The organism is Arthrobacter sp. TJ-236 (assembly GCF_058269235.1).
Window position 1 is genome coordinate 1 of the sequence record NZ_JBZCNI010000009.1, and the last position, 20,051, is coordinate 20,051.

Annotated in this window: 21 protein-coding genes; 9 read left to right on the forward strand and 12 right to left on the reverse strand. The window is 64.4% G+C overall.

Translation table 11 applies throughout. From position 1 onward, the window contains the following. Positions 1 to 23: 23 nt before the first annotated feature. The 5 genes from AC4D16_RS16690 to parA all read right to left on the reverse strand — a co-directional run bounded on the left by AC4D16_RS16690 (position 24) and on the right by parA (position 2,311). Positions 24 to 341, reverse strand: coding sequence for a hypothetical protein (locus AC4D16_RS16690; RefSeq protein WP_490955818.1), 318 nt, complete (start codon positions 339 to 341; stop codon positions 24 to 26). A 447-nt stretch (positions 342 to 788) separates the two neighbouring features. Continuing rightward, on the reverse strand, positions 789 to 1,055 hold the full coding sequence (locus AC4D16_RS16695; RefSeq protein WP_490955819.1) for a hypothetical protein: 267 nt from the start codon (positions 1,053 to 1,055) through the stop codon (positions 789 to 791). An 83-nt stretch (positions 1,056 to 1,138) separates the two neighbouring features. Then, complete coding sequence (locus AC4D16_RS16700; protein WP_490955820.1) at positions 1,139 to 1,291, reverse strand: hypothetical protein; 153 nt, start codon at positions 1,289 to 1,291, stop codon at positions 1,139 to 1,141. Positions 1,292 to 1,446: 155 nt separating this feature from the next. Continuing rightward, positions 1,447 to 1,662: a hypothetical protein gene (locus tag AC4D16_RS16705; RefSeq protein WP_490955821.1), complete on the reverse strand. Its 216-nt coding sequence runs from the start codon at positions 1,660 to 1,662 to the stop codon at positions 1,447 to 1,449. Positions 1,663 to 1,666: 4 nt separating this feature from the next. Next, complete coding sequence (parA, locus tag AC4D16_RS16710; RefSeq protein WP_490955822.1) at positions 1,667 to 2,311, reverse strand: ParA family partition ATPase; 645 nt, start codon at positions 2,309 to 2,311, stop codon at positions 1,667 to 1,669. Between the two features lie 357 nt (positions 2,312 to 2,668). On the opposite strand from parA, the gene AC4D16_RS16715 reads away from it, so the two are divergent. Continuing rightward, entirely contained in the window at positions 2,669 to 2,953 is a 285-nt protein-coding gene (locus tag AC4D16_RS16715; protein WP_490955823.1) for a hypothetical protein, read from the forward strand. A 448-nt stretch (positions 2,954 to 3,401) separates the two neighbouring features. Here the strand turns inward: AC4D16_RS16715 and AC4D16_RS16720 are convergent, their stop codons facing one another. The 7 genes from AC4D16_RS16720 to AC4D16_RS16750 all read right to left on the reverse strand — a co-directional run bounded on the left by AC4D16_RS16720 (position 3,402) and on the right by AC4D16_RS16750 (position 9,896). Then, positions 3,402 to 3,686 carry an ANTAR domain-containing protein gene (locus AC4D16_RS16720; RefSeq protein WP_490955824.1) on the reverse strand — a complete coding sequence of 95 codons (285 nt, stop codon included), beginning with the start codon at positions 3,684 to 3,686 and terminating at the stop codon, positions 3,402 to 3,404. 89 nt (positions 3,687 to 3,775) lie between these two features. After that, a complete protein-coding gene (locus AC4D16_RS16725) occupies positions 3,776 to 5,500 on the reverse strand; it encodes a hypothetical protein (protein ID WP_490955825.1) in 1,725 nt (574 codons plus the stop codon). A 343-nt stretch (positions 5,501 to 5,843) separates the two neighbouring features. Then, on the reverse strand, positions 5,844 to 6,047 hold the full coding sequence (locus tag AC4D16_RS16730) for a hypothetical protein (protein WP_490955826.1): 204 nt from the start codon (positions 6,045 to 6,047) through the stop codon (positions 5,844 to 5,846). Positions 6,048 to 6,145: 98 nt separating this feature from the next. Continuing rightward, positions 6,146 to 6,799 (reverse strand): hypothetical protein, encoded by a 654-nt coding sequence (locus tag AC4D16_RS16735; protein ID WP_490955827.1) that lies wholly within the window; start codon positions 6,797 to 6,799, stop codon positions 6,146 to 6,148. Beyond that, positions 6,796 to 7,920: a transglycosylase SLT domain-containing protein gene (locus AC4D16_RS16740; RefSeq protein WP_490955828.1), complete on the reverse strand. Its 1,125-nt coding sequence runs from the start codon at positions 7,918 to 7,920 to the stop codon at positions 6,796 to 6,798. The genes AC4D16_RS16735 and AC4D16_RS16740 overlap by 4 nt, the downstream gene beginning before the upstream one ends. Before the next feature lie 84 nt (positions 7,921 to 8,004). Beyond that, positions 8,005 to 8,910 (reverse strand): MinD/ParA family ATP-binding protein, encoded by a 906-nt coding sequence (locus tag AC4D16_RS16745; RefSeq protein WP_490955829.1) that lies wholly within the window; start codon positions 8,908 to 8,910, stop codon positions 8,005 to 8,007. A 665-nt stretch (positions 8,911 to 9,575) separates the two neighbouring features. After that, positions 9,576 to 9,896 (reverse strand): helix-turn-helix domain-containing protein, encoded by a 321-nt coding sequence (locus AC4D16_RS16750; RefSeq protein ID WP_490955830.1) that lies wholly within the window; start codon positions 9,894 to 9,896, stop codon positions 9,576 to 9,578. 188 nt (positions 9,897 to 10,084) lie between these two features. On the opposite strand from AC4D16_RS16750, the gene AC4D16_RS16755 reads away from it, so the two are divergent. Genes AC4D16_RS16755 through AC4D16_RS16790 form a run of 8 tightly spaced genes read left to right on the forward strand, consistent with a single transcriptional unit; the run spans position 10,085 to position 19,293 of the window. Beyond that, positions 10,085 to 10,654 (forward strand): DUF6668 family protein, encoded by a 570-nt coding sequence (locus AC4D16_RS16755; RefSeq protein ID WP_490955831.1) that lies wholly within the window; start codon positions 10,085 to 10,087, stop codon positions 10,652 to 10,654. Positions 10,655 to 10,658: 4 nt separating this feature from the next. Further along, complete coding sequence (locus AC4D16_RS16760) at positions 10,659 to 10,964, forward strand: hypothetical protein (RefSeq protein ID WP_490955832.1); 306 nt, start codon at positions 10,659 to 10,661, stop codon at positions 10,962 to 10,964. Positions 10,965 to 11,003: 39 nt separating this feature from the next. Beyond that, entirely contained in the window at positions 11,004 to 11,768 is a 765-nt protein-coding gene (locus AC4D16_RS16765; protein ID WP_490955833.1) for a DUF8175 domain-containg protein, read from the forward strand. After that, positions 11,768 to 13,678: a hypothetical protein gene (locus AC4D16_RS16770; protein ID WP_490955834.1), complete on the forward strand. Its 1,911-nt coding sequence runs from the start codon at positions 11,768 to 11,770 to the stop codon at positions 13,676 to 13,678. The genes AC4D16_RS16765 and AC4D16_RS16770 overlap by 1 nt, the downstream gene beginning before the upstream one ends. Further along, on the forward strand, positions 13,659 to 15,176 hold the full coding sequence (locus AC4D16_RS16775; protein WP_490955835.1) for an SCO6880 family protein: 1,518 nt from the start codon (positions 13,659 to 13,661) through the stop codon (positions 15,174 to 15,176). The genes AC4D16_RS16770 and AC4D16_RS16775 overlap by 20 nt, the downstream gene beginning before the upstream one ends. After that, a complete protein-coding gene (locus AC4D16_RS16780; RefSeq protein ID WP_490955836.1) occupies positions 15,176 to 16,963 on the forward strand; it encodes an ATP/GTP-binding protein in 1,788 nt (595 codons plus the stop codon). Before AC4D16_RS16775 ends, AC4D16_RS16780 begins: the two co-directional genes overlap by 1 nt. Continuing rightward, positions 16,960 to 18,789 carry a type IV secretory system conjugative DNA transfer family protein gene (locus AC4D16_RS16785; RefSeq protein ID WP_490955837.1) on the forward strand — a complete coding sequence of 610 codons (1,830 nt, stop codon included), beginning with the start codon at positions 16,960 to 16,962 and terminating at the stop codon, positions 18,787 to 18,789. Before AC4D16_RS16780 ends, AC4D16_RS16785 begins: the two co-directional genes overlap by 4 nt. Positions 18,790 to 18,792: 3 nt before the next feature. Continuing rightward, positions 18,793 to 19,293 (forward strand): DUF4913 domain-containing protein, encoded by a 501-nt coding sequence (locus tag AC4D16_RS16790; RefSeq protein WP_490955838.1) that lies wholly within the window; start codon positions 18,793 to 18,795, stop codon positions 19,291 to 19,293. The last annotated feature ends 758 nt before the right edge of the window (positions 19,294 to 20,051 follow it).

Here is a 20,051-nt window from a genome sequence, read left to right on the forward strand (position 1 = left end):
CGTGCCACTCCCCCTGCGGTGTGTTACAACCCGCCGAACAGCTTGCGCCACCACGCCCCTAGGTTCCCGCGTGCAACTCTTCCCTCGACCGCGTCCCACAGATGCATGTAGGACAGGACATCGCCCTGCTCGAGGTTAAGTCTCTGCCCGACAGCGGCCGCCAGATCCTCCTCGCTAAGCACGGGAGGCATACCTGTAATCCAGATGTCAGGCTCCTCGTCCCCGGAGGCCGTGTCCGCCCATACGGTTGCAAAGTAGGACCGCAATGACTCGTCGTACCCCCACACACTTTGATTCGTGTAGCCCGGCACCGCCATGACTTTTAACATGTTCGTCGGCATCCTTAATCCCTTCGTCACAATCACACGATTCGTTCATGCTCTGACAAGTAGCCCGTCCAGCCTCTCGACCATTCTGTACACGACCCAAGCGCCCTCGCTTCGCTACGTGGCCCTCATACACCTGCACAGCAGAAACCAAAAAACTTACATGTATGCACGCACTACGTCACCGAGAGCGGGTACGTTCCCAAGCGAACGACGGACCCAAACAGCACTCTTGAGTGCAGAGACCGGCCCTAGCGATAGAGGACCTGGACTCATTTACTCATAGCTTCATTTACTCATCCACTCACACGCTGCTGCCTCTCTTCTAAAGCTTGCTCCGGAGACGATTTGCTTGATGTTTCAGAGTCAATCATCGTGATCGACCATTTCGCTGAGTCCGCGAAGCCGGAATTCCGGGGCCACCGGGTGGCGTTACGTCCATATAAGGAGACCGGTTGCGCTTCAAAAAAACCTTTGTTGAAACCCGGTCAGCATGTCGCCGAGCTCGTTCTTGAGTAGCCCGAGTATCGCGTCTACCGCCTCTGCTTTTTCCTGGAACGGATTCAGGACTCCTCCCCTGTTGTGAACAGGCGAACGTCGGTCACTTCGTCGGGCCCCACCACGCATCCAGTCCGCCTTCACGTAGGTCGAGGTTTCATGCCACCACAGCCGATGAGTGCCCGTCGTGCCATCCCCGACCCCGAGGTACATGACCATCAGAGTCATCATTTACTCCTCCACCCACTTGATCAGTTACTCATTTACTCACTTGATGAGTATTCACTCACATGATGAGTTACTCATTTACTCGATTACTCATCGGGTAGGGAGTCGATGTAGGCGGTGAGGAAGTCCTTGATGGACATGCCACGCTTCGCGGCCTGGATGCGTAGTTTTTGGTGCTTGGTGATGGCGAGCTCGAAGTTCACCCGACGGGTGGGCTCTACGTCCTCCAGGGACTCCATCAGTTGCTGCTTACTCTTGCTGGCACTGGGCCGGCCAGGGCCGAGGTTCCCGAGACTGAGTGCCCGCCTTACCATCCCCGACCTCGAGGTACACGGTCTTCAAACTAATCATCATTTACTCAATTACTCAAAAGATGAATTACTCATTTACTCGATTACTCATCGGGTAGGGAGTCGATGTAGGCGGTGAGGAAGTCCTTGATGGACATGCCACGCTTCGCGGCCTGGATGCGTAGTTTTTGGTGCTTGGTGATGGCGAGCTCGAAGTTCACCCGACGGGTGGGCTCTACGTCCTCCAGGGACTCCATCAGTTGCTGCTTACTCTTGCTGGCACTGGGCCGGCCAGGGCCGAGGTTCCCGAGACTACTCATTTACTCAATTACTCCTGTCCGCATGGGTGAACTGTTCTACTTCTGCGATGAGCTCCTGTAACTCCTTGGCCGCTTCTGACTTCGGATACATCTCGAGCACGGTACTGCCGGTGACTGCGGTCCCCGGGTAGTCGACTCGCTGATGAATCCGGCTCGTGAGCACGGGCAGGTCGTATCCCTCGAGGACCTTCGCGATGTCCTTGCCAATGTTGGTGCCAGCGATCGCGCGGGAGACGACGAACGCAGCCCGGAGTCTCCCGTCGGTGATCTCGATGCGACGCTTCACCAGATCTACGAGATCCGAAGTAGCCCAGATGTCATAAGGGGAGGGCTGAACTGGAATCAGAACAACATCGGCCGCCTTGACAGCAGATACTGCAAGATCTGCCGCTTGCGGAGCGCCGTCGATGATGACGTAGTCAACTTTGGCCAGAGCTTTGATGTCCTTATCGATGGTGGGCCGGTCGATGCCGATCACCGTCAGGGGGTGATTCTCCCGCACCGCAGCCCAGTCCCGAGCGCTGCCCTGGGGATCGGAATCGACCAGCAGCGTTGAGTGCCCGGAGAGTTGTAAACCTCTGGCTAGGTGAGTGGCGAGAGTTGTTTTACCAGCTCCGCCCTTCTGGTTCAGTACGGCGATGACTTTCACGTGCTGCCTTCCTGCAGATTACTCATTTACTCAAATGATGCCATGGGCACATGAGTAAATGAGTCTTCAAGGGAGGTGTCGGCGTGTCTCCTTATCAGGCTGGGTAGTTAGGTTCCATGGATGAACGTGGCTGGGAAGATTCGCCGTGGCGCGGACGTCGAGACGATCGAAGACTTGTCGGCAGCTGGCGACGACTACGGCCCGGCGCGCTGCGTTGTTTGAGCGTCTACCTAGTGGGTACAAGATGATTGCGGTCCGGGCGGACAAGTGACCGCCGGCGCCGACGTTCAATCGTTCGGGGTCACGCCGGCGCCGCGTCCTGGGTGGCATGGGATCCCGCCGAGTGCTGATCGGTACGTGCCTCCGCTGGAGCTCGAGGAGCCCGGCGCCGACGTCGCCGTGACGGAGCCGGCGAAGGCACTGCCGATCTGGGTTGAGCTCCGTTACCCGGACGGCGCGCGGCAGACCGCAAAGGGTTTCGCGATGGCGTGGACGCCGTTCGCGGTGTACGCGCAGTGGGTTGAGTTCTCGCGAGCCCGCGAGGCGTGGGTCCGGCCTGATCAGTGCCGGCGCCGTGAGATTCTCGCGAAGAAGACGTCCCGGGTTAGCCCTGGCCAGGCTGGTGTCAGTACCGGCTTGTAGCCTTGAATTTGGCAGTCGGTGTTCCGCGTTTCACCCCATCCGCGTTGAGCGCCGGCTGCTTCTCCTTCTGCCAGCGGTTATACCCGCGTGTTGGGGAAGGCCAGGTGGCAGGACGTCGCCCTGCAGAGTGCGTCTTACCACCTGCATGGATTGCATCGGCGCTGCTCAACCGACCAAGCCACGCATTCAGTAGGCCCGATCCCGTCACGGGCTCGAAAGGTCATTTTTCCCACCCACATGCTTTCTAGGCTGTACATGGCCACCGCTCGCTCGAGGTGAGACATCGACGCTTCAGTGACGTGGTGGGTGTGTGCAGGCGGTCGGCATGGTTCCTGCTGTGCACGTGTGTGCGGGCCAAGCAGCGCAGCGGGAAGGGCTTGGGCCGTGCCCAGGTGTGCAGGAGGCGTCTCGGCCCTGTAAGGCTTTCGTGTAGCCGTTCCGCGCCCCGTTAGGGGCCGGGGTCGAGCGTGCCTGTGCGGATGAGGTATTCCGCGACGTCGTGGACCTTCAGGTTGGTGGTGTTACTCATCTTGCGGAGGATCTCGAATGCCTCGTCGGCGTCGACTTTCAGTCGTTCCATGAGAATGCCTTTGGCCTGGCCGATGCCGTCCCGAGTGGTGACCGCTTCTTTCAGCTGCTCGACCTTGTCCATTTCCTGCAGCAGCTCTGTCAGGAGCAGGTCGACGCTGCGCTGCAGAGTCTGGGTGCTGACTTGCGGCTGTGTCTCGTCCATGTCTCCTCGGCTCGTCGCTGCGCATCGATCGGTTCAAGTGCAGCACAGCGACCCGGGAATGACCATGGGCTCAACCTGTGCGCAGTCGCTTAGGCGGCTCTGCCGACGTCCCAGAGGGCGCGTTGGTGCTCTTGCTCGTTGTCGGTCGGGCGGAGCCAGTGGTGTTCCCGATCGTGGTCGTAGACCTCGTGCTCACCGATCTGAGTTTCGTGGCGGCTGAGCCGCGCGTGCCATGCACGGCGCTCTTCCCGGTACTGGGCGAGCTGGACGGCGAAGTCGTCGGAGGCACCGAGCCGGTCCGCGAGCTGGCGGAGGTTGGTGGTGTGGACGATCTGCCAGGCGCCGTGGTGCCGGCGGATCATGCCGAGCTGCTCGAGGACCGCGAGGTGCTCGCTGAGGGTGTTCCGACTGATCCGGGTGGTCCGGGACAGGTCCATGGTGGTGGGGGAGTGGCGTGCGCGTTCGATGCCCTCGTAGGCGAGGGCCGCGATGGGCCCGAGGGCCCGGAACACGGGCCGGATGCCGTAGATCTTGCCCCTCAGCCAGGTCAGCGCGCGCGCTGCCTGCTCGAAGTCGGCCGGCAGCTGCAGGTTGTAGACATCGGCGTTGCGGCCACGTCCGCGGTCGATGCGGGTAACGGCTCCTCGTGAGACCCGTTCGAGCGTCTTCAGGTGCCTGGCGACGGTGTCGTGGCTCATCCCGGTTGCCAGCGCCAGCGCGCGGCAGCCGACGGCGATGACGTTGGTTTCCATGGTCCGGGCGAAGCCGAGCAGTGCGCGCATGAGAACTTTCACCGGGGTACTTGTAGCACCGAGCTGTTCAAACTCTCGATCGAGGATTGAGTAGGTGACAACCTCGAGATCGTTGACGAGTTGATGAACGCTAGCGGTCGTGAGCTGAGACTGCCAGGGCACCTCGGATGTGGCGGGGGGTGTGAGTAGAGTCTGGCTCGTGTCGCAAGTAGGTGCATGCCTTTTCCCTGCACGCTGAGCGGGGCGGTTCGCGTCCAGCTGGGTGATCCGGGTGTGGGCCTTAGCCCACTCCACGGGCAGGAGCCGCGCAGCTCTCTCGGTGGTGCCGTAGAGCGCTGCGAGGCCGGCGAACTGGTCGGTCATGGCGGTGCGGACCTGGTCGACGGTCCATCTGCAAGCGGCGAGGTGATTGAGGACCGCCATGCGGGCCTCTGAGTCGCTGGGGTAGGTGTTGGTGTCGTACCGGCCCGTGACGGCCACGGAGCGCAGCACAGACCGGCCGCCGGCCGATGAAGCCGGTCCACCAAAGGTCGCGGCCGGCGGCGCGGTCGAGCATCCGGTGGGGGAGCTCAGGGCGGCGACCGCGTCCGCGGCCGCGCGTTGTTGGCGGCGTCGCTCCTGCTCGAGGCGGTACAGCTCGGGCGCCAGTGCCTTCCGAAGGGCGGCAACGACGGTAGCGGGGTTACGGCGGCGGAGGATGCCGTATGCCTCGGTGAGGGGAGTGATGAGCATCTGGTGGCCACCGAGCTTGTGCGGGGACCCTGGAACGCGGATACAGCCGTCTGTAACGTTCCGGTGGGGTCCTGGGTCCAGGCTCGCGGCGTGCAGCTGCAGGGCCTGCACGAGCTGGTGCGCCTCGGCCGCGGTGAGTGGTTCGCGCAGCGGCACGTACAGGTGGCGTCCACCGCTGGGGGAGCGGTCCTCGACATAGGCGACGCCGGCGTCTCCGAGGATCTGGCCGAGCCGCGTAGCGTCGGCGTCGACCACGGCGCGTCGGGCCGCTCGGGACGTATCGAGGTCTAGGCACAGGGTCTGCACGGATCCGTCGACGCCGTGCACCATGACCGCGGCCGGCGCTGTAGGCAGTGTCTTGGTGATCGGATGCGAGTCAGATCGCTGGTATCGGACGGCGCCGTCGACGCGTCGGCCGCGTCGGTAGACCGGCTGACCCGCGATCAGGGGAGCGAGAGCCCACGCAGCGTGTGCGGGGTGCGCGGGATCGCTACGGCGCGGCGTTGCATTAGGAGCTGGAGGTGCTTCGAGCACTCGGTGTACACTTTCGGCAGAGGTACGGCCTGAAAAGGACGCACTTGGTTGAGCTCTTCACCGGGACTCTTGGCGGATGACACGGTGTGGAGCTTGGAAACTTGAATATGAGGAGGCCCGCTACGGCGGGCCTTCTTTTTTATGAGGCCTTGCTGAGGTGCAGAACCTCCTGGCCGGTGATTTTGTCGAGGTCAATGGTTTCAAGGTAGGCGTGGACGAGACGGGCGACGATGTCGCTCCGGTTCTCGTCCGTGGCCGCGACGACTGCAGCGAGCTTCTTAGCGTCGCTCATGGGCAATCGGGCGGTGATGACGTGGCGTTCACCCTTGCTGCGCTGTGCCATGATTCCTCTTCCAGTTGAACCTGTACGACAGATACAACGTGAATCAGATTTCCTTAAGTGGGACGTCCGCGGCGTGTCGCGCGGCGTGTTCGTTTTCGTCACAGGCCCATGTCCTGGAACTGGTGGAAGACGACGTCCCACTTGCCGTCGTGCTGCTCGAGGTAGATCGTGACGATCTGACGCCCGGTGGCGGGCAGCTCCGTTCCGTCGCGGCTGATCCACCGCCAGCTGACGTCGTAGGCCCGGACGGCTTTGTCGGCTGCGACGTCTTCGGAGACGTCCCCGGGTGCGGGGACGATCGAGGGCGCACTGTAGGCCTGGTGTTCGGCGGGTTCGAGCCATTCGCCTTGGGCGCCGTTGCGTTCGGGTTCGACTTGGGTGGTCGCCCATTCGTTGCTCATCAGCGGGATCGCGCGGATCGCGGCCGCGGTCTGCGTGGTGTCGGTCGTGGTGTCCCACGAGTGCATGATGAGCGCTGCGACCTCGGCCGTGGACTCGACGTCGCTCCGGTCCGCGTCGTAGGGGGTTGCGAAGGTGCCGTTGCCGATCAAGTCACTCTCAGTCATCGGCGTGTAGGAGCCCTCGTACACGGTGGTCGGCTCTGGTTCTGACACGCTGCCGGCCCGGTTCTCGTCGGGGCTGCAGGCGGTCGCGGCGAGGGCGAGGGGCACGGCCAGGCTGAGTGCGGCCGCGGTCCTGCTGTAGCGGCGTCGGCGTGCTCCGGGGGAGCTGTCGGTCAGTTGGGCGGTCATTGTGGCCACGCGCCTTTCTCTTTGAGGATAGGTTCGGGGTCGATGTTGAAGGTGTTGTAGGGGTAGCTCTCGTCCGGTGCTTCCGGGCTGTAGATCTCCAGGTGCAGGTGCGTCATCACAGCGCCGAGGGCGGCTTTGTTGCCCTCGATGCCGATGACGTCGCCGCGCTTGAGCTCATCGCCCACCTTCACCGTGTAGGAGTTCAGGTGGCAGAACCCGAACACGAAGTCAGGGTCGTCGCCGTTTTCCCGGGCGATCACGCAGTTGTCGTCCTCGAGGATGCTGGTGACGCGGATGTCGGTGGGCGCGATGACGCTTCCACCGTTGCCGGTGCCAGCGCCTGGGGTGGCGATGTCGACGCCGACGTGGTTCTGCGCCCACGCGGGCAGGCCCGGGATGTTGCGCTGGCCGTAGCCGGAGGTGAACTTCCCGCCGGGTAGGGGAGTGGTCCACTCGCCGTCTCCGAGGTCGCCGTCCCACGGCTTGCCGCCGGTGGGCGCCGTGCAGTCCATCGAGAACCCGCTCTGAGCGGTGTCGAGGATGGTGCTGACGTACTTCTGCGTCTCCTGGAAGGGCGGAATGCCGTTGTACTGCTGGACCGCTCCGGGGCCGGCGTTGTACGCGGCGAGGGTGAGCTGCACGAGCAGGTTCGCGTCACCGCCGGCGATCGCCTGCACTTGCTGCTTCAGGGCCGCCATGTACCGGCCGTAGGCGGGGATCGCGTCGGTCGCTGAGAACGGGTCGCCGCCGTTACCGTAGGCCGCCCACGTGGCCGGCATGAACTGGGCGACGCCTTGGGCGCCGACGGGGCTGGTGGCGTTCTCGTTCCAGCCAGACTCCTGGTTTAGCTGCGCTGCGACGACACTGGCCGGCAGACCGGCCTCCTTCGCGGCAGCCTCGACGAGCGGGCCCCAACCGTTGGGGACGGCCTGCACCGCGCCTGGTGCTGCGCCTGAGGTTCCCGCTGTGTCCTCGGAGACGACGCAGGATGCTTGCTCGAGGCGCTGTGCTTCCTCGTCTTCTGCAACGCCCGCGACGAGCAGCGTGAGCGCGAGGACCGCGCCCACCGGGACAACGGTGAGCGCGGCGAGCCCGCCGGCGATGGCTTTCCCCCCTGCCATGACTCCCTAACCCGTGCGCTGGTGCCGACCGTGAGACCGACCATGAGACCGACTGTGAGACCAAGGTGGTGCGTTGTTCGGGTACTAGAGCTGGTCGGTGAGGGCCGCGGTGGCTTCCTCGTACGCCTGCCGGGTGGAGGGGTTCAGGGCTTCGTAGTCGAAGTCCTGGCCTTCCTGCAGGGATCGGTCGAACGGAACGACGACGACGGCCGCGAGGCCGATGCCGGTGCCGTACTCCTTCAGGCGAGCGAGGCGCTCGGTGTTGGGCTGCGCGGTGTTCGTGATGACGAGGATGGACTGGCCGAACTTCGCGGCGTGGCCTTGGGCTTTGACGCCCTCGATGGTCGCCTCGAGGAGACGAAGGTCGTCTTCCTTGTTCTGCGCGACGAACACGAGTGAGTCCGCGACGTCGACGGCAGCCTGCCACGTCGATGCCTGTGCCGAGTTTCCGGTGTCGAGGATGATCAGGTTGTAGAGCGAGAGCAGCACGTCGTGCGCGGCTTTCACGCTCGTACCGTCGACGCGGCGCCGGTCGGCGCCTTCCGGTGGTGAGGCGAGGACGTGGATACGGTCATCGCCCTGGGGCCGGATGTAGCGCACGAGGTCGCTGGTGCGCCGGGTGACGGTGCCGAGGTTCCTAATCAAGTCCAGGGTGGTCCGGTCGTGGGCGCCGGCGAGGGCGCGTTCCCCAAGGGTGCCCTGGTTCTCGTTGAACTCCCCGGCGAGGATGTTTCCGCCACGGATCCGGCCGTATGTTGCGGCCAGGTGGTAGGCGACGGTGGTTTTGGTCGCGCCGCCCTTGAGCTGGACGACGGCCATCGTCCGGTGGTTCTCCAGCGGACGCTGGATGCGTGTACGACGGGCCCGAGTAGCAAGCTCGACGGGCGACGCGGCGATCTTGGCTTTGAACAGGGTGTTCAGCCAGCCCCGGAACCCGTCGTGTGCCGGGGCCGCAGCCTTCTCGGCTCGCTCCTGGGGGCGCAGCTGCACCCGCGGGTCTCCCGGCTCTACCTGAACGGCCGTCGCAGGGGTGGTTTCCTGCCGAGCTGAGGGCTGAGGCGCTGAGGGGGACATGATCTGGCGTGGCTGTGCGGGAACCTCCCGCACAGGGGCCGGCGAGTGGCGCGGCGCGACGACGACGTCGGCTTCCGTGGCTTGGGTGTCTTCGGCAGCTGGCGCGGAGGGAGTAGGAGGCTCGAAGGTAGGCAGGAACGTCGGCCCGGTTGCCGCAGAAGTTGTCGGTGTAGCGGGTGCAGCGAATGCAGCGGGGGGAGGCACGTCCTCGACGGTTGATCTGGCCGGTGTTCCTCGTGGTGCACGCCGTTCTTGTTCCGGCGCGGTGCGCCGTGGGGCGCGTTTCTTGCTCGGCGTGGTGGTGTCTTCGTCGACGGAGCCGTCCGTGCCGACGATTAGCGATGTCTCGGGGCGCGTGGTCGACGATGGGTCCAACGCCGTCACCCTCACGGGGCGGCGAAGTTCGCCGGCGGTCTCCGCCAGGTAGCCGATCGCGTCGGGCATGGACGTGAAATCGCGCTCCACGCCGTCGATCGTGACGACGACCGTCTCGTCGTCCCGAATTGTGGCCGTGCAAACCGGCCTGTCAAGCGCTTCCGCCGTCATCGTGTCCCCCTACGTGGTTCTGGTGGATTTCATGGTCAATGTTCGTCAGTGTTCTCCACGGCGTTCTCCACGGCGGCGCTTTCACCTGCCGTGGTCTCACTCGTGGTCTCACCCGTGGTTGAGGGCCGCGGGACGTTGTAGCTCGCCTCGAGGTGTTCACGCACGTCATCGCGAAGGATCAGCCATGAGCCACCGATCTTCATCGCGGGCACGTTCCCCTCCCGCAGCCACTTGTACGTCACGGTGCGGCTGGACAGCCCGAGAAGGTCAGTGAGCTGGTCGATACTGAGCTTTTCCGGCAACGAAGCGAACATGCGGTCCAGCGCTTTAGACACAATGACCACCCCGGACCCCATGGGTGAAACTGTACACGGAGGTACGCGGAAGTTGTCTATGAATCACAATGGGCGACAATGGACTCTAATCCTTCGAGTAGTGACGTATGATAACTAGTAGTTGAGTCTAAGTGAGGCCGTGGGGGGCAAGCAGTATGGACAATCGTTGGAGCGGTTTCGTCACGCAGGAGCCAGTTGAGGCGCCACTCGTGACCGAAACCGAGATCCGTGACGCCGTGGAGGTTCTTCGAGGCGTCGCAGGTCCCCAGCAGGGCTTGCTCGGACTCGCTGCAGGCGAGGGCATGGCCCGCTTCCTCACCGACAACCCAGAGGTCTTCTGGCTCGGCGTACACGGTGGCGCAGGTGAGAACACAATGGCGGACCTTCTCGGCGGCGTCCCCTGCCATCACCGCTGGCCCTCCCGCTCAGATGCCGACCCCGGCGTCCCGCCGGCGGACGTCTTCCTCGTCGCCCGACAGAACCACCGAGGGCTCAAAGCCGCTCAGCTCGCCGCCCGCGACTGGGCCGCCGGCTCCCACCCCACCATCACCCTGCGCGGTCTGGTCGTGATCGCAGACGCACCCGGCAGAACGCCGAAGGTCCTGCACAACCAGACCCGCATCACCGCCGGCGGCGTCCCACAGACGTGGGTGCTGCCATGGATCGAAGAGCTTCGGCTCGACGGAACAGTTGACCCCGAGTCGCTGACCCGCGAGCCAAGGAAAGTCCTCACCAGTCTCAGTGAGGTCATCGACACCATCAATTCTGGAAGGAATTAACCCCATGCAGCTACTCATCCTCGCTCAGGACGTCCTGATCAACGCCGGCACCCTGCCCGACAGTGCTCCCTTGGCACCTCCAGGAATCGGTGACGCCTGGAACCGCATGGTCGGCGTCGGCAAGTGGATCGCCCTCGGCATCTGCGTCCTCGGCCTCCTGGTTGTCGGAGGCAAGATGGCATTCGATGCCCGCTCCGGCGAAACCACCCAGGAAATCTCCGGGATCATCAAGATCGTCCTCGCGGTCGCCATCATCTCCGGCGGCGCCTCGCTGCTGACCTTCATCTCGTCCGGTACTGGCGCAGCCTAACCACTGCCTCATCATCCAGCCCTACCCACAGGAGTAGTCATGGCGGGAACAGAAGAAGAAACCGAGGGCGTGTGGTGGGCGGCACCCCGATTCGTGGTGTCTGCCGTCGCCGTCATCCTGCTGGTCATCGCCGGAATCATCCTTTTCGTGGTCGTCGGCAACAACGACCCGTCCGACGCTGCCCCAGCACAGCCGCCCGCACCATCCGCGGCCCCCTCAAGCGCACCTCCGACGTCGACGGCGTCGGAGGAATCCGTGTGCGGGTTGGACGCCACCGGCGGCACCACACTGACAGCGCCGCCTGCTGATGTGGAGTGGGAGTTCCTCGGAGGGATTGCCGCACCGAAGTCCGCAGAACACGGCCCGGGCGTCGTCGACGAACAGACTGGCGTCCGGTCCTGCTACTCGCACACACCCGAAGGTGCACTGCTTTCGCTGGCTGGGCGAATCGCCTCAAGTGGCGACGGCGAACTGCTGTTAAATACCACCGAGGCGCTTTCCCTCGATGGACCTGGTAAGGAAGTCGATCTGCAGCTAGTTCGCAACCGCCTCGAGGAAGGCGCGTCTACGTCGCCGCCCATTGAGATTGCGGCTTTTCGTCTGCTCTCTTACAGCGACGATCAGGCAACGGTTGAAATCGTTGGATCAGTCGACACCGGTAGCGAGCTTCTCTACATCACAAGCTCCGCGGTCATGACGTGGCACGAGGGTGACTGGTACATCCGCTACAACGACGACGGATCGAGCGGACCCGTTGAAGGCCGCGTGTCTGACTTGTCCGGCTACGTACTCTGGGGTCCCTAGTGGCTGAAGTCGAAGCTGAATGCGGCAAGTATGACTACATCTGCCAAAGCGGCGACGCTTTCTCTGGGGCTCTTGAGGGCGCCGCGGGTAACGCGATGGAGTCGATCGCGGATGCGGTGACGACGGCGCTGATTACGACGATCGCGCAGCTCGGCACCTTGTGGACGACCATTGATGCCGGCGACCTGACCTCAGGGGCAACCGCAACGGGTCTCACGGGTATCGGCACGGGTATCACGGGCCAGGATTACGCAGCTTCGAATGAACCTCCGCCGGCAGGGGGCTTCAACGAACAGGTCGGAACGATCCTCGGGTACGCGACGTGGATCGGTCTTGGCGTGAGCGCGATCGCGATCATCCTGCTCGGCATCACGTTAGCCAACAACGCACGCCGCGGTGACGGCGCAGGTCTGGTGAACACCGCCACGATCGTGTTCGGCGGTGCAACTCTGATCGGCGGTGCCACGGCGCTGGTCGGTTACATCGTTCCCCGGCGGTCGGCTTCGGCTGCTCCTGCTATCGGGTTCATCCAGGATCAGACGTTCTACCTGACTCTGGCTCTTGCGGTGCTGAGCATGATCGTTGCCGGCACCCGGATGGTGTGGACCCAACGAGCGGAACCTCTGCAGGACCTCCTGAAGGGCCTGCTCACGCTGGCAATCGTGACCGCGTCTGGCGTCGCCCTCCTGAACGTGGTTCTTGGGGCGACGGATGCCCTTGCCGAGCAGATCATCGACGAGGGCATCGGTGACGATTTCGAGTCCGACGTCCAGCAACTCCTCGGGTTCACTGACACGGGCGCGCTCGGTGATCAGGTCTTCCTCGGCGGCGAAGTGATGCTCGTGATCGTCGGTGGTCTCGTTGCGATCCTCATCAACATCGTGCAGATCATGCTCATGGTCCTGCGCACAGCGATGCTGTTCCTCATCGCCGGCGTCCTCCCGTTGTCGGCGGCGTTCATGAATACCGAGACCGGGAAGACCTGGTTCAGCAAGATCATCGCGTGGACGATCGCTTTCGCCTTCTACAAGCCCGCAGCGGCGCTGATTTACGCAACCGGCATCCAGATGACCACGTCGGGCCTGTTCTCCGGACAGGCCCTCCTGCAGTTCTCGGCAGGCCTCATGCTCATCCTCGCGTCCGTCGTGGCCCTACCGGTGCTCATTGGCTTCCTTAGCCCCGCACTCGGCGCCATGGCGTCCTCAGGTGGCGGTGGTGGTGCAGCGATGGGGGTTGCCGCACTCGGCGCTGTGATCCCGCAAGGGGCGTCGCGCACGCCTCGTGGCGGGCAGGGCTTCGGGTCGAACGCCCCTCCGCAGGGGCCTCCGGCGAAGACCGAGAAACCAGCTGGGAAATCCGAGGGCGGCGAAAGTGCTGCTCCGACCGGCGCCGACGCTACTGGGGGCGGCTCGAAGACCGCGGGTTCAACTGCGGCCACATCATCGACCGCGGGATCAACTGCAGGAACTACTGCAGGCGCTGGGGCTGGGGCTGCGTCGGCTGCTCCTCCCGTCGCGGCGGCAATGCTCGCCGGGGAAGCGGTGAAGAAGGGCGGCGAAGCGGTCTCAGGCGCCGTCCAGCAGGGTGTTCAGTCGGGCTCCGACGGCGGCCAGGGTACTGGTTCGACCGGCTCGGGCTCCTCAGGTTCTGGTGCAACTGTTCCTCCGAAGGCTCCGCCCCCGCCGGCTGAAGAAGAGGGCGCGAAGCCATCGGGCCAGGGCGTCATTCCGCCTCAGTCGTCCGGATCGTCCCGAGGCCCTTCGGGTGCTCGATCAACTGGTGCCGCCGCAGCGGGTGCCGCCCTGCGGCAGGGTGCGACGCAGATCCAGAAGAAGACACAGCAGTTGAAGAACGAAGTCTCGAACAACACTGGGAACGAGGACCGCACTGATGGCGCAAACCGAAGCTAAGACCCCCGACGTCCGACCGCGCATCTACGGCAACTACCGGTTGCCGACCAGCAAGGGACTGGCCGGACTGTCTTTGGCCGGCACTGTGCTGCTCATCGTCGGCGTCGTTGTCGGCGTGATCCTGATGATGCTTGGCCTCTGGGTTGCCGCATTGCTGTTCGAACTGGTGATCGGCTTGGTCATTCTCCTGTCGATGCAGAAGAACAAGCACGGCCGCACGATCATCGAGCGGATCTTGCGCCGGTTCGGGTGGATGAACGCCCGCTACTCAGGTGCCAACGTCTACCGGGCGGGACCGGTCAGTCGTATCCCCACGGGCACGACACAGCTGCCCGGTATCTCCGCACGCTCCACGATCAGCGAGCACACGGACGGCTACGGCCGGCCGTTCGCTCTGCTCCACATCCCCGTGAAGAACCACTACACCGTCGTCCTCGGTTCCGAACCCGACGGCGGCGGCATGGTCGACCAGGAGCAGATCAACCGGTGGGTCGACCGATGGTCGCACTGGCTGGGGATGCTCACCGACGAGCCCGGGCTGATCGCCGCGTCAGCGACGATCGAGACCGCACCGGACTCCGGGTTCCGGCTCGCCCGCAAGGTCGAGAACCGGATGGACCCGATGGCACCGCAGTTCGCGCGGGACATCATGAACGAGACGGTGCGGGCACTTCCCACCGGGGCCACAACCACGCGCGCTTACATCGCGGTGACGTTCAAAGCCACGCTCCGCCCGGGTGGGAAGCTCCGGAAGGCTGATGAGGTCGCCAACGACCTCGCCTCACGTCTGCCCAATCTCACCCTGAGCCTCGGGGACACCGGCGCCGGCGTCTCAACGCCGCTGTCCGCGCAGGAGCTGTGCGAGGTCATCCGTGTGGCCTACGACCCGGCTGAGGCGATCCTGTTTGATCGCGCCCATGCCGAAGGTAAGGCACCAATGCTGAGCTGGAACGAGGTCGGGCCGCAGGCCGCTGACGCGTTCTGGGACAGCTACCACCACAACAACGCCTGGTCGAAGTCCTGGGCGATGTCCGTCCCACCCCGGTCCACGATTCAGGCCAACGTCCTGCAGGCTCTCGTCGCACCCACCCCTGAGGTCGTCCGCAAACGCGTGACGATGCTCTACCGCCCGATCGACCCGGCGCGCGCCGCGCAGATGGTCGAGAACGACGTCAACACGGCCACGTTCAACGCGTCCTCCCGGAACCGCGCGACGTCGCGCGACACCCGCGAAACGCGGGCGGCGAAAGCAACGGCCGAGGAGGAAGCCGACGGAGCTGGGCTGTTGAACTTCGCAATGATCGTCACCGCGACCGTTCGTTCCAAGGAGGACCTGCCCGAAGCGGAGGCCGCGATCGAGAACCTCGGTGCATCTGCGCGTATCCGCCTCGAGGAGGCCTACGGGGCGCAGGACTCGACGTTCGCCGCGGGCCTGCCGCTGGGCATCGTCATCCCCGACCACCTGGCACTGCCCAAGACTGTAAGGGACGCACTCTGATGGCGTACTTCAACTCCACTGCCGACCTGTCGGCCCCTGATGGCCGGCCACTGAGCTGGCTGCTCGCGCGGCTGCGCTCTGTCGGCGCACCTGCGAAGACGAAGACCCGGATCAAGCCTGCGAAGGCCGCGAAGGCTGGCAAGGCTGCGAAGAAGGCACGGACGGGCAGCACTGCGGTGAAGCCCGCGTTGCGCCCTGGGCCCCGCGGATTCAAGGGCCGGGGCATGGGCGAGGCGCAGCTGCTGCACCCCGTGAAGGAGATGCGCGGCACCAACTACCAGGTGTGCGGGCTGTACCCGTTCCCGATGGGTGGCGGCGCCCCACTGGAAGGCGTGCCGCTCGGGCGGAACCTGCTCTCGAACGAACCGGTGTGCTGTGACCCGATCTCCTGGTTCCAGAACGTCCGACTAATCTCCAATCCCTCCGCGTTCGTCATGGCGAACCCCGGCCTGGGGAAGTCATCGCTGCTGCGGCGCATGGCGATCGGGCTGTGCGCGTTCGGCGTGAACCCGATGATCCTCGGGGACATCAAGGGCGAGCACATCGGCATGATCGAGGAGCTCGGCGGCAAAGGCCTACCGCTGGGCCGCGGCATCGGACACATCAACCCCCTCGACGACGCCGGCGCCCTCGAGGCGGCAACCAGACTCTCACCCGCCAAGCGGGAAGAGCTGCTCACCGAGCTGCACGCACGACGCCGCGGCCTGATTGCCGCGCTCATCGCGATCCTGCGGAAGAAGCCACTGGACGAGCGTGAGGAGGCAATCCTCGACCGGTGCCTGATGGTCCTCGAAGCGACACACAACACCGCCGGCACCGTCCCGTTGATGGCGGACCTCCGGGACGTACTCAAAGCACGCCCCGCTCAGGTCCGTGAGGTCGCCCTGGACCGTGGCAGCGACGAGCGGTACGACACGATCACCGAGGGCCTGGAATCCTCGCTCAACTCCCTGTGCGGGGCGGGAGCGTTCGGAGACATGTTCTCCAAACAGTCCACCCACAAGATCGACGCGACGACGCCGATGGCGTTCGACCTCTCACGCATCTCACAGGCCGAGAACGACCTGCGCGCGGCAACCCTCATGGCCTGCTGGTCCGCCGGATTCGGGACCGTCACCACGTCGAACATGCTCGCTGACGACGGCGTGATCGAACGCCAGCGGTTCCTCGTGATCCTCGACGAGCTGTGGAACACCCTCGCGGCCGGCCCGGGCATCGTTGACCAGGTCAACGCGCTCACCCGCCTGAACCGTGAGTGGGGCGTCGGCCAGATCATGGCCTCCCACACCCCTTCTGACCTCAAAGCCGTGAAGGACGAAGCGGACCGGCACAAGGCCCAGGGCATCATGGACCGCTGCGGGATCAAGATCCTCGGCGGTCTCGCCCGATCCGAGATGCCGCTGCTCACCCAGTCCGTGCCGTTGAGCATCCGCGAGCAGGAACAGCTCGCCGCATGGCAGGACCCGCCGGCCTGGAACCGCGCCGACACCGACCGCATGCAGTACACGAACGACGACGTGTTCCAGCGCACCGACCAGTCGTTCACCGACGACGAGCTCGCCGCATGGCTCGAGGACGACGACAACCGCGAGTGGTTCAACGACGACCGGACCACCCAGCCCCCTCCGGGACAGGGGAAGTTCTTCATCAAGGTCGGCTCCCGTGCGGGCATCCCGTTCTCGATGGAGTTCACCCCGACCGAGCGCCGGTCCCGGGTCCACGACACCGAGAAGAAGTGGCACCAGGCCAAGAGCCGCGCCGCTGCAGAGGAACGAGGCGAGCTGTGAGCTCACTGGACCGCAAGCACAAGGCCGGCCTCGGCGGCGAGGCCGCGCTGCTGGTGGTGCTCATCATCGCTCTCGTCGGTGTCCCGGGTGCCCTCTATGGGCTGAACACCCTCGGGCACCAACTCGAACCCCGACCCGACGGAATCCCGATGGGGTTCTGGCCACGGTCCCTGGGGAACTTCACCGGCATCATGCCGTGGCGGTCCACCGAGATCAGACTGGCGATGATCGCCGGCGTCCTGTTGCTGGCACTGTTCGTGCTGTACATCGTGATGAGCATCCGCAAGGGCCGGAAGATCGTCAAGCACGACCGCGCCGCCGTGAAGATGGCGTCCCTGAAGGACGTCGCTTCGTACACGGAGAAGCAGGTCAAGGCCAAGGCAGCACGGTTCGGCATGGAAGCCTCGGAGGCCACCCCTGGTGTGATGATTGGTCGGATGGTGCGTGGTGGGAACACGCTCTACGCGTCGTGGGAGGACACCCTCCTGCACATCTGGGGTACCCGTACCGGTAAGACGACGACGCAGGCCGCGCCGTCGATCATCGAGGCACCCGGAGCGGTGATCGCGACGTCCAACAAGCGCGACCTCACCGACCTCACCCGCGATATTCGCGCGGAGAACGGTGACGTGTGGATCTTCGACCCGCAGGGCATCGCGAATGAGAAGCCGACCTGGTGGTGGAACCCGCTCAGCTACGTCATCGACGCCGAGCGTGCGATGGAGATGGCGGAGAACTTCGCCCTCGGCTCCCGGTCCGTTGGGGCCAAGTCTGACGCTTACTTCGACAACGCTGGCAAGGACCTCCTGGCCGGCTACCTCCTCGCTGCAGCTGTCAGCGGGCGCCCCATCAGCCAGGTTCATTCGTGGCTCTCGCACGCCGAGGAAACGGAAGCGTCGACCCTGTTGCTCGAAGCCGGCTGGTTGAAGGAAGCCGATTCGATGGGCGCCACCATGGCGCTTCCGGATAAGCAGCGCGAGGGCGTCTACGGCACCGCCCGGCAGATGGCCACGTGCCTGAAGAACGAGAAGATCGCGCCGTGGGTGAACCCGACCGGCCCGGATGATCCGCGGCCGCAGTTCATCCCCGAGGAGTTCATCAAGGGCAAGCACACCCTCTACGCGCTCTCCAAGGAAGGGGCCGGCACCGCCGGACCGTTGGTGACGTCGTTGACGGTGGCCACGGCCACCGCGGCCGAGGAGTACGCCGCCACCCAGCCCGGCGGCAGGCTCGCTGTTCCCATGCTATGCGTCCTCGATGAGGCCGCGAACGTGTGCCGGTGGGGGAACCTCCCGAACCTGTACAGCCACTACGGCTCTCGAGGAATCGTGGTTTCCACATTCCTACAATCCTGGTCGCAGGGCGTCGACGTGTGGGACGAATCCGGCATGAAGAAGCTGTTCTCCACCGCCAACGTCTTCACCTACGGCGGCAACGTGAAGGAGGAGGGCTTCCTGAAGATGCTTTCCGAACTCGTGGGCCAGTACCGGTACACCTCGGTGTCGACCTCGAGGCAGAAGGACTCCCGATCCACGAGCCGTCAGGACTCCACCGACGACATACTGTCCGTCGCGGACCTCGCGGCGATGCCCAAGGGTCGGGCGATCATGCTCGGCTCCGGCTCCCGCGCGGTGCTGCTCCGCACAGTCCCGATCAGTGACCGCCCGTACGCAGCCAAGATCGCAGCCTTCGAAGCCGCGCGCTCGAACCCACCAGCACCGACGCTGGCACCAGTCCTCGTACCCGAACCGGAGACGGAGTCAGTGGCACAGCCGGTGGCCACGACCGGCGGTGGGAACCGCTGGTCGAGCATGGTGAAGGACTAACCGATGGACGTGCAGTCACCCTTTGACGCCGGCAATGAGTTCGACCAGCTCATCCAGGCACCATCTGCAGATGAACCCGACACCAATGACCCAGACGGGCCAGACGAGCCACACGAGCCACACGAGCCGGCTGCTGCGAGTGCTGAGCCGTCGACGTACTTCCCGAACCTCGAGGTGTTCGTCAGGGAGTACCTCGTGCATCACTATCCGCGTCCCGTGGATCCGATGGGTCATCAGAAGGAGTTCACCTGGTGTGCCAGCTGGTGGGCACACATCGAGGCGGTGAGCCGCCTCAACGCTCTGTGGAGGGCCTGGGAAACCCTGAGGCTCGATCCGGGCACGGGCATGTCCGACTGGTGGCGGATTCACGCCGACCCGACGATGCGCGCTCTGTTCTACAACAACGGCCCCTTCAAGGGATGCACGATCGCCAAACACGCCCCAACAGCCACGGCGCTACCGGTAGTGGCGGCACCACCGGACCTGTTCTCATCCCCTGGCTAACCCGCAGACACAGAAAAGGGGGATCTCGACCCGGTGCGCGTCGATCCAACTAGCCACGCTCGATGGCGCCCATCAGATTCCCCGGCTGGTCACTCATGTCGATGGCCCTGCGCGGTTGCTGAAGACTACAGAGCTGCGCGGCTACTTTGCGCTCGTACCCGACACCTTGGTTCGGTAATTCATGCCGTGAACGATGAGAAGGAGTCCAGACAGCAAACAACCGACAACCAGTAAAAGCGGCGCCACGTCCGTCAGATTGGTCAAGGTGTTCATCACTGTTGGCGGAGGGGTCGTCCCGACCATCTCCGCCTGATCCGGAGTGGAGCCTCCGTAGCGCGCCTGGAAGATGTCGACCCCTCGAGCGGAAAATAGGAGCCACGACATTCCAAGGATCAGCATGGCCGATGCCAGCGACCAAGCGGCCAGGAAGAACGGATTCCTACGCCACGTAGGAGGGATATTTCCGCCCCACCCTTGATCCTGCGCGGTGCTTCGATCTTCGGCACCTCCCACTTCGGTGATACCGATTCGGTCATCCCTCCAGTCCTGAGTCCCCATAACGCGCCTATACGGCGGCAACAGAACTTCGTCAGGACCAGCCCACAGAGTCGCATCACGAGCCGGCCCTTCACCCGCGAAGCTCATTCATCGGTGGCCCGAAGTTGATAGCAGCGTCTCGGCAAGCCACGCGGGAACCTAGGGGCGTGGTGGCCGAACCTGTTCGGCGGGTTGTAACACACCGCAGGGGGAGTGGCACG

Bases quoted from the DNA above. Each gene is read 5' to 3' on its own strand.
- AC4D16_RS16720 (WP_490955824.1), bottom strand. From the start codon at position 3,686: ATGGACGAGACACAGCCGCAAGTCAGCACCCAGACTCTGCAGCGCAGC.
- AC4D16_RS16765 (WP_490955833.1), top strand. From the start codon at position 11,004: ATGGCGGGAACAGAAGAAGAAACCGAGGGCGTGTGGTGGGCGGCACCC.
- AC4D16_RS16740 (WP_490955828.1), bottom strand. From the start codon at position 7,920: ATGGCAGGGGGGAAAGCCATCGCCGGCGGGCTCGCCGCGCTCACCGTT.
- AC4D16_RS16735 (WP_490955827.1), bottom strand. From the start codon at position 6,799: ATGACCGCCCAACTGACCGACAGCTCCCCCGGAGCACGCCGACGCCGC.
- AC4D16_RS16700 (WP_490955820.1), bottom strand. From the start codon at position 1,291: ATGGAGTCCCTGGAGGACGTAGAGCCCACCCGTCGGGTGAACTTCGAG.
- AC4D16_RS16760 (WP_490955832.1), top strand. From the start codon at position 10,659: ATGCAGCTACTCATCCTCGCTCAGGACGTCCTGATCAACGCCGGCACC.
- AC4D16_RS16750 (WP_490955830.1), bottom strand. From the start codon at position 9,896: ATGGGGTCCGGGGTGGTCATTGTGTCTAAAGCGCTGGACCGCATGTTC.
- AC4D16_RS16780 (WP_490955836.1), top strand. From the start codon at position 15,176: ATGGCGTACTTCAACTCCACTGCCGACCTGTCGGCCCCTGATGGCCGG.
- AC4D16_RS16690 (WP_490955818.1), bottom strand. From the start codon at position 341: ATGCCGACGAACATGTTAAAAGTCATGGCGGTGCCGGGCTACACGAAT.
- AC4D16_RS16695 (WP_490955819.1), bottom strand. From the start codon at position 1,055: ATGATGACTCTGATGGTCATGTACCTCGGGGTCGGGGATGGCACGACG.
- AC4D16_RS16730 (WP_490955826.1), bottom strand. From the start codon at position 6,047: ATGGCACAGCGCAGCAAGGGTGAACGCCACGTCATCACCGCCCGATTG.
- AC4D16_RS16725 (WP_490955825.1), bottom strand. From the start codon at position 5,500: ATGGTGCACGGCGTCGACGGATCCGTGCAGACCCTGTGCCTAGACCTC.
- AC4D16_RS16775 (WP_490955835.1), top strand. From the start codon at position 13,659: ATGGCGCAAACCGAAGCTAAGACCCCCGACGTCCGACCGCGCATCTAC.
- AC4D16_RS16705 (WP_490955821.1), bottom strand. From the start codon at position 1,662: ATGAGTAGTCTCGGGAACCTCGGCCCTGGCCGGCCCAGTGCCAGCAAG.
- AC4D16_RS16790 (WP_490955838.1), top strand. From the start codon at position 18,793: ATGGACGTGCAGTCACCCTTTGACGCCGGCAATGAGTTCGACCAGCTC.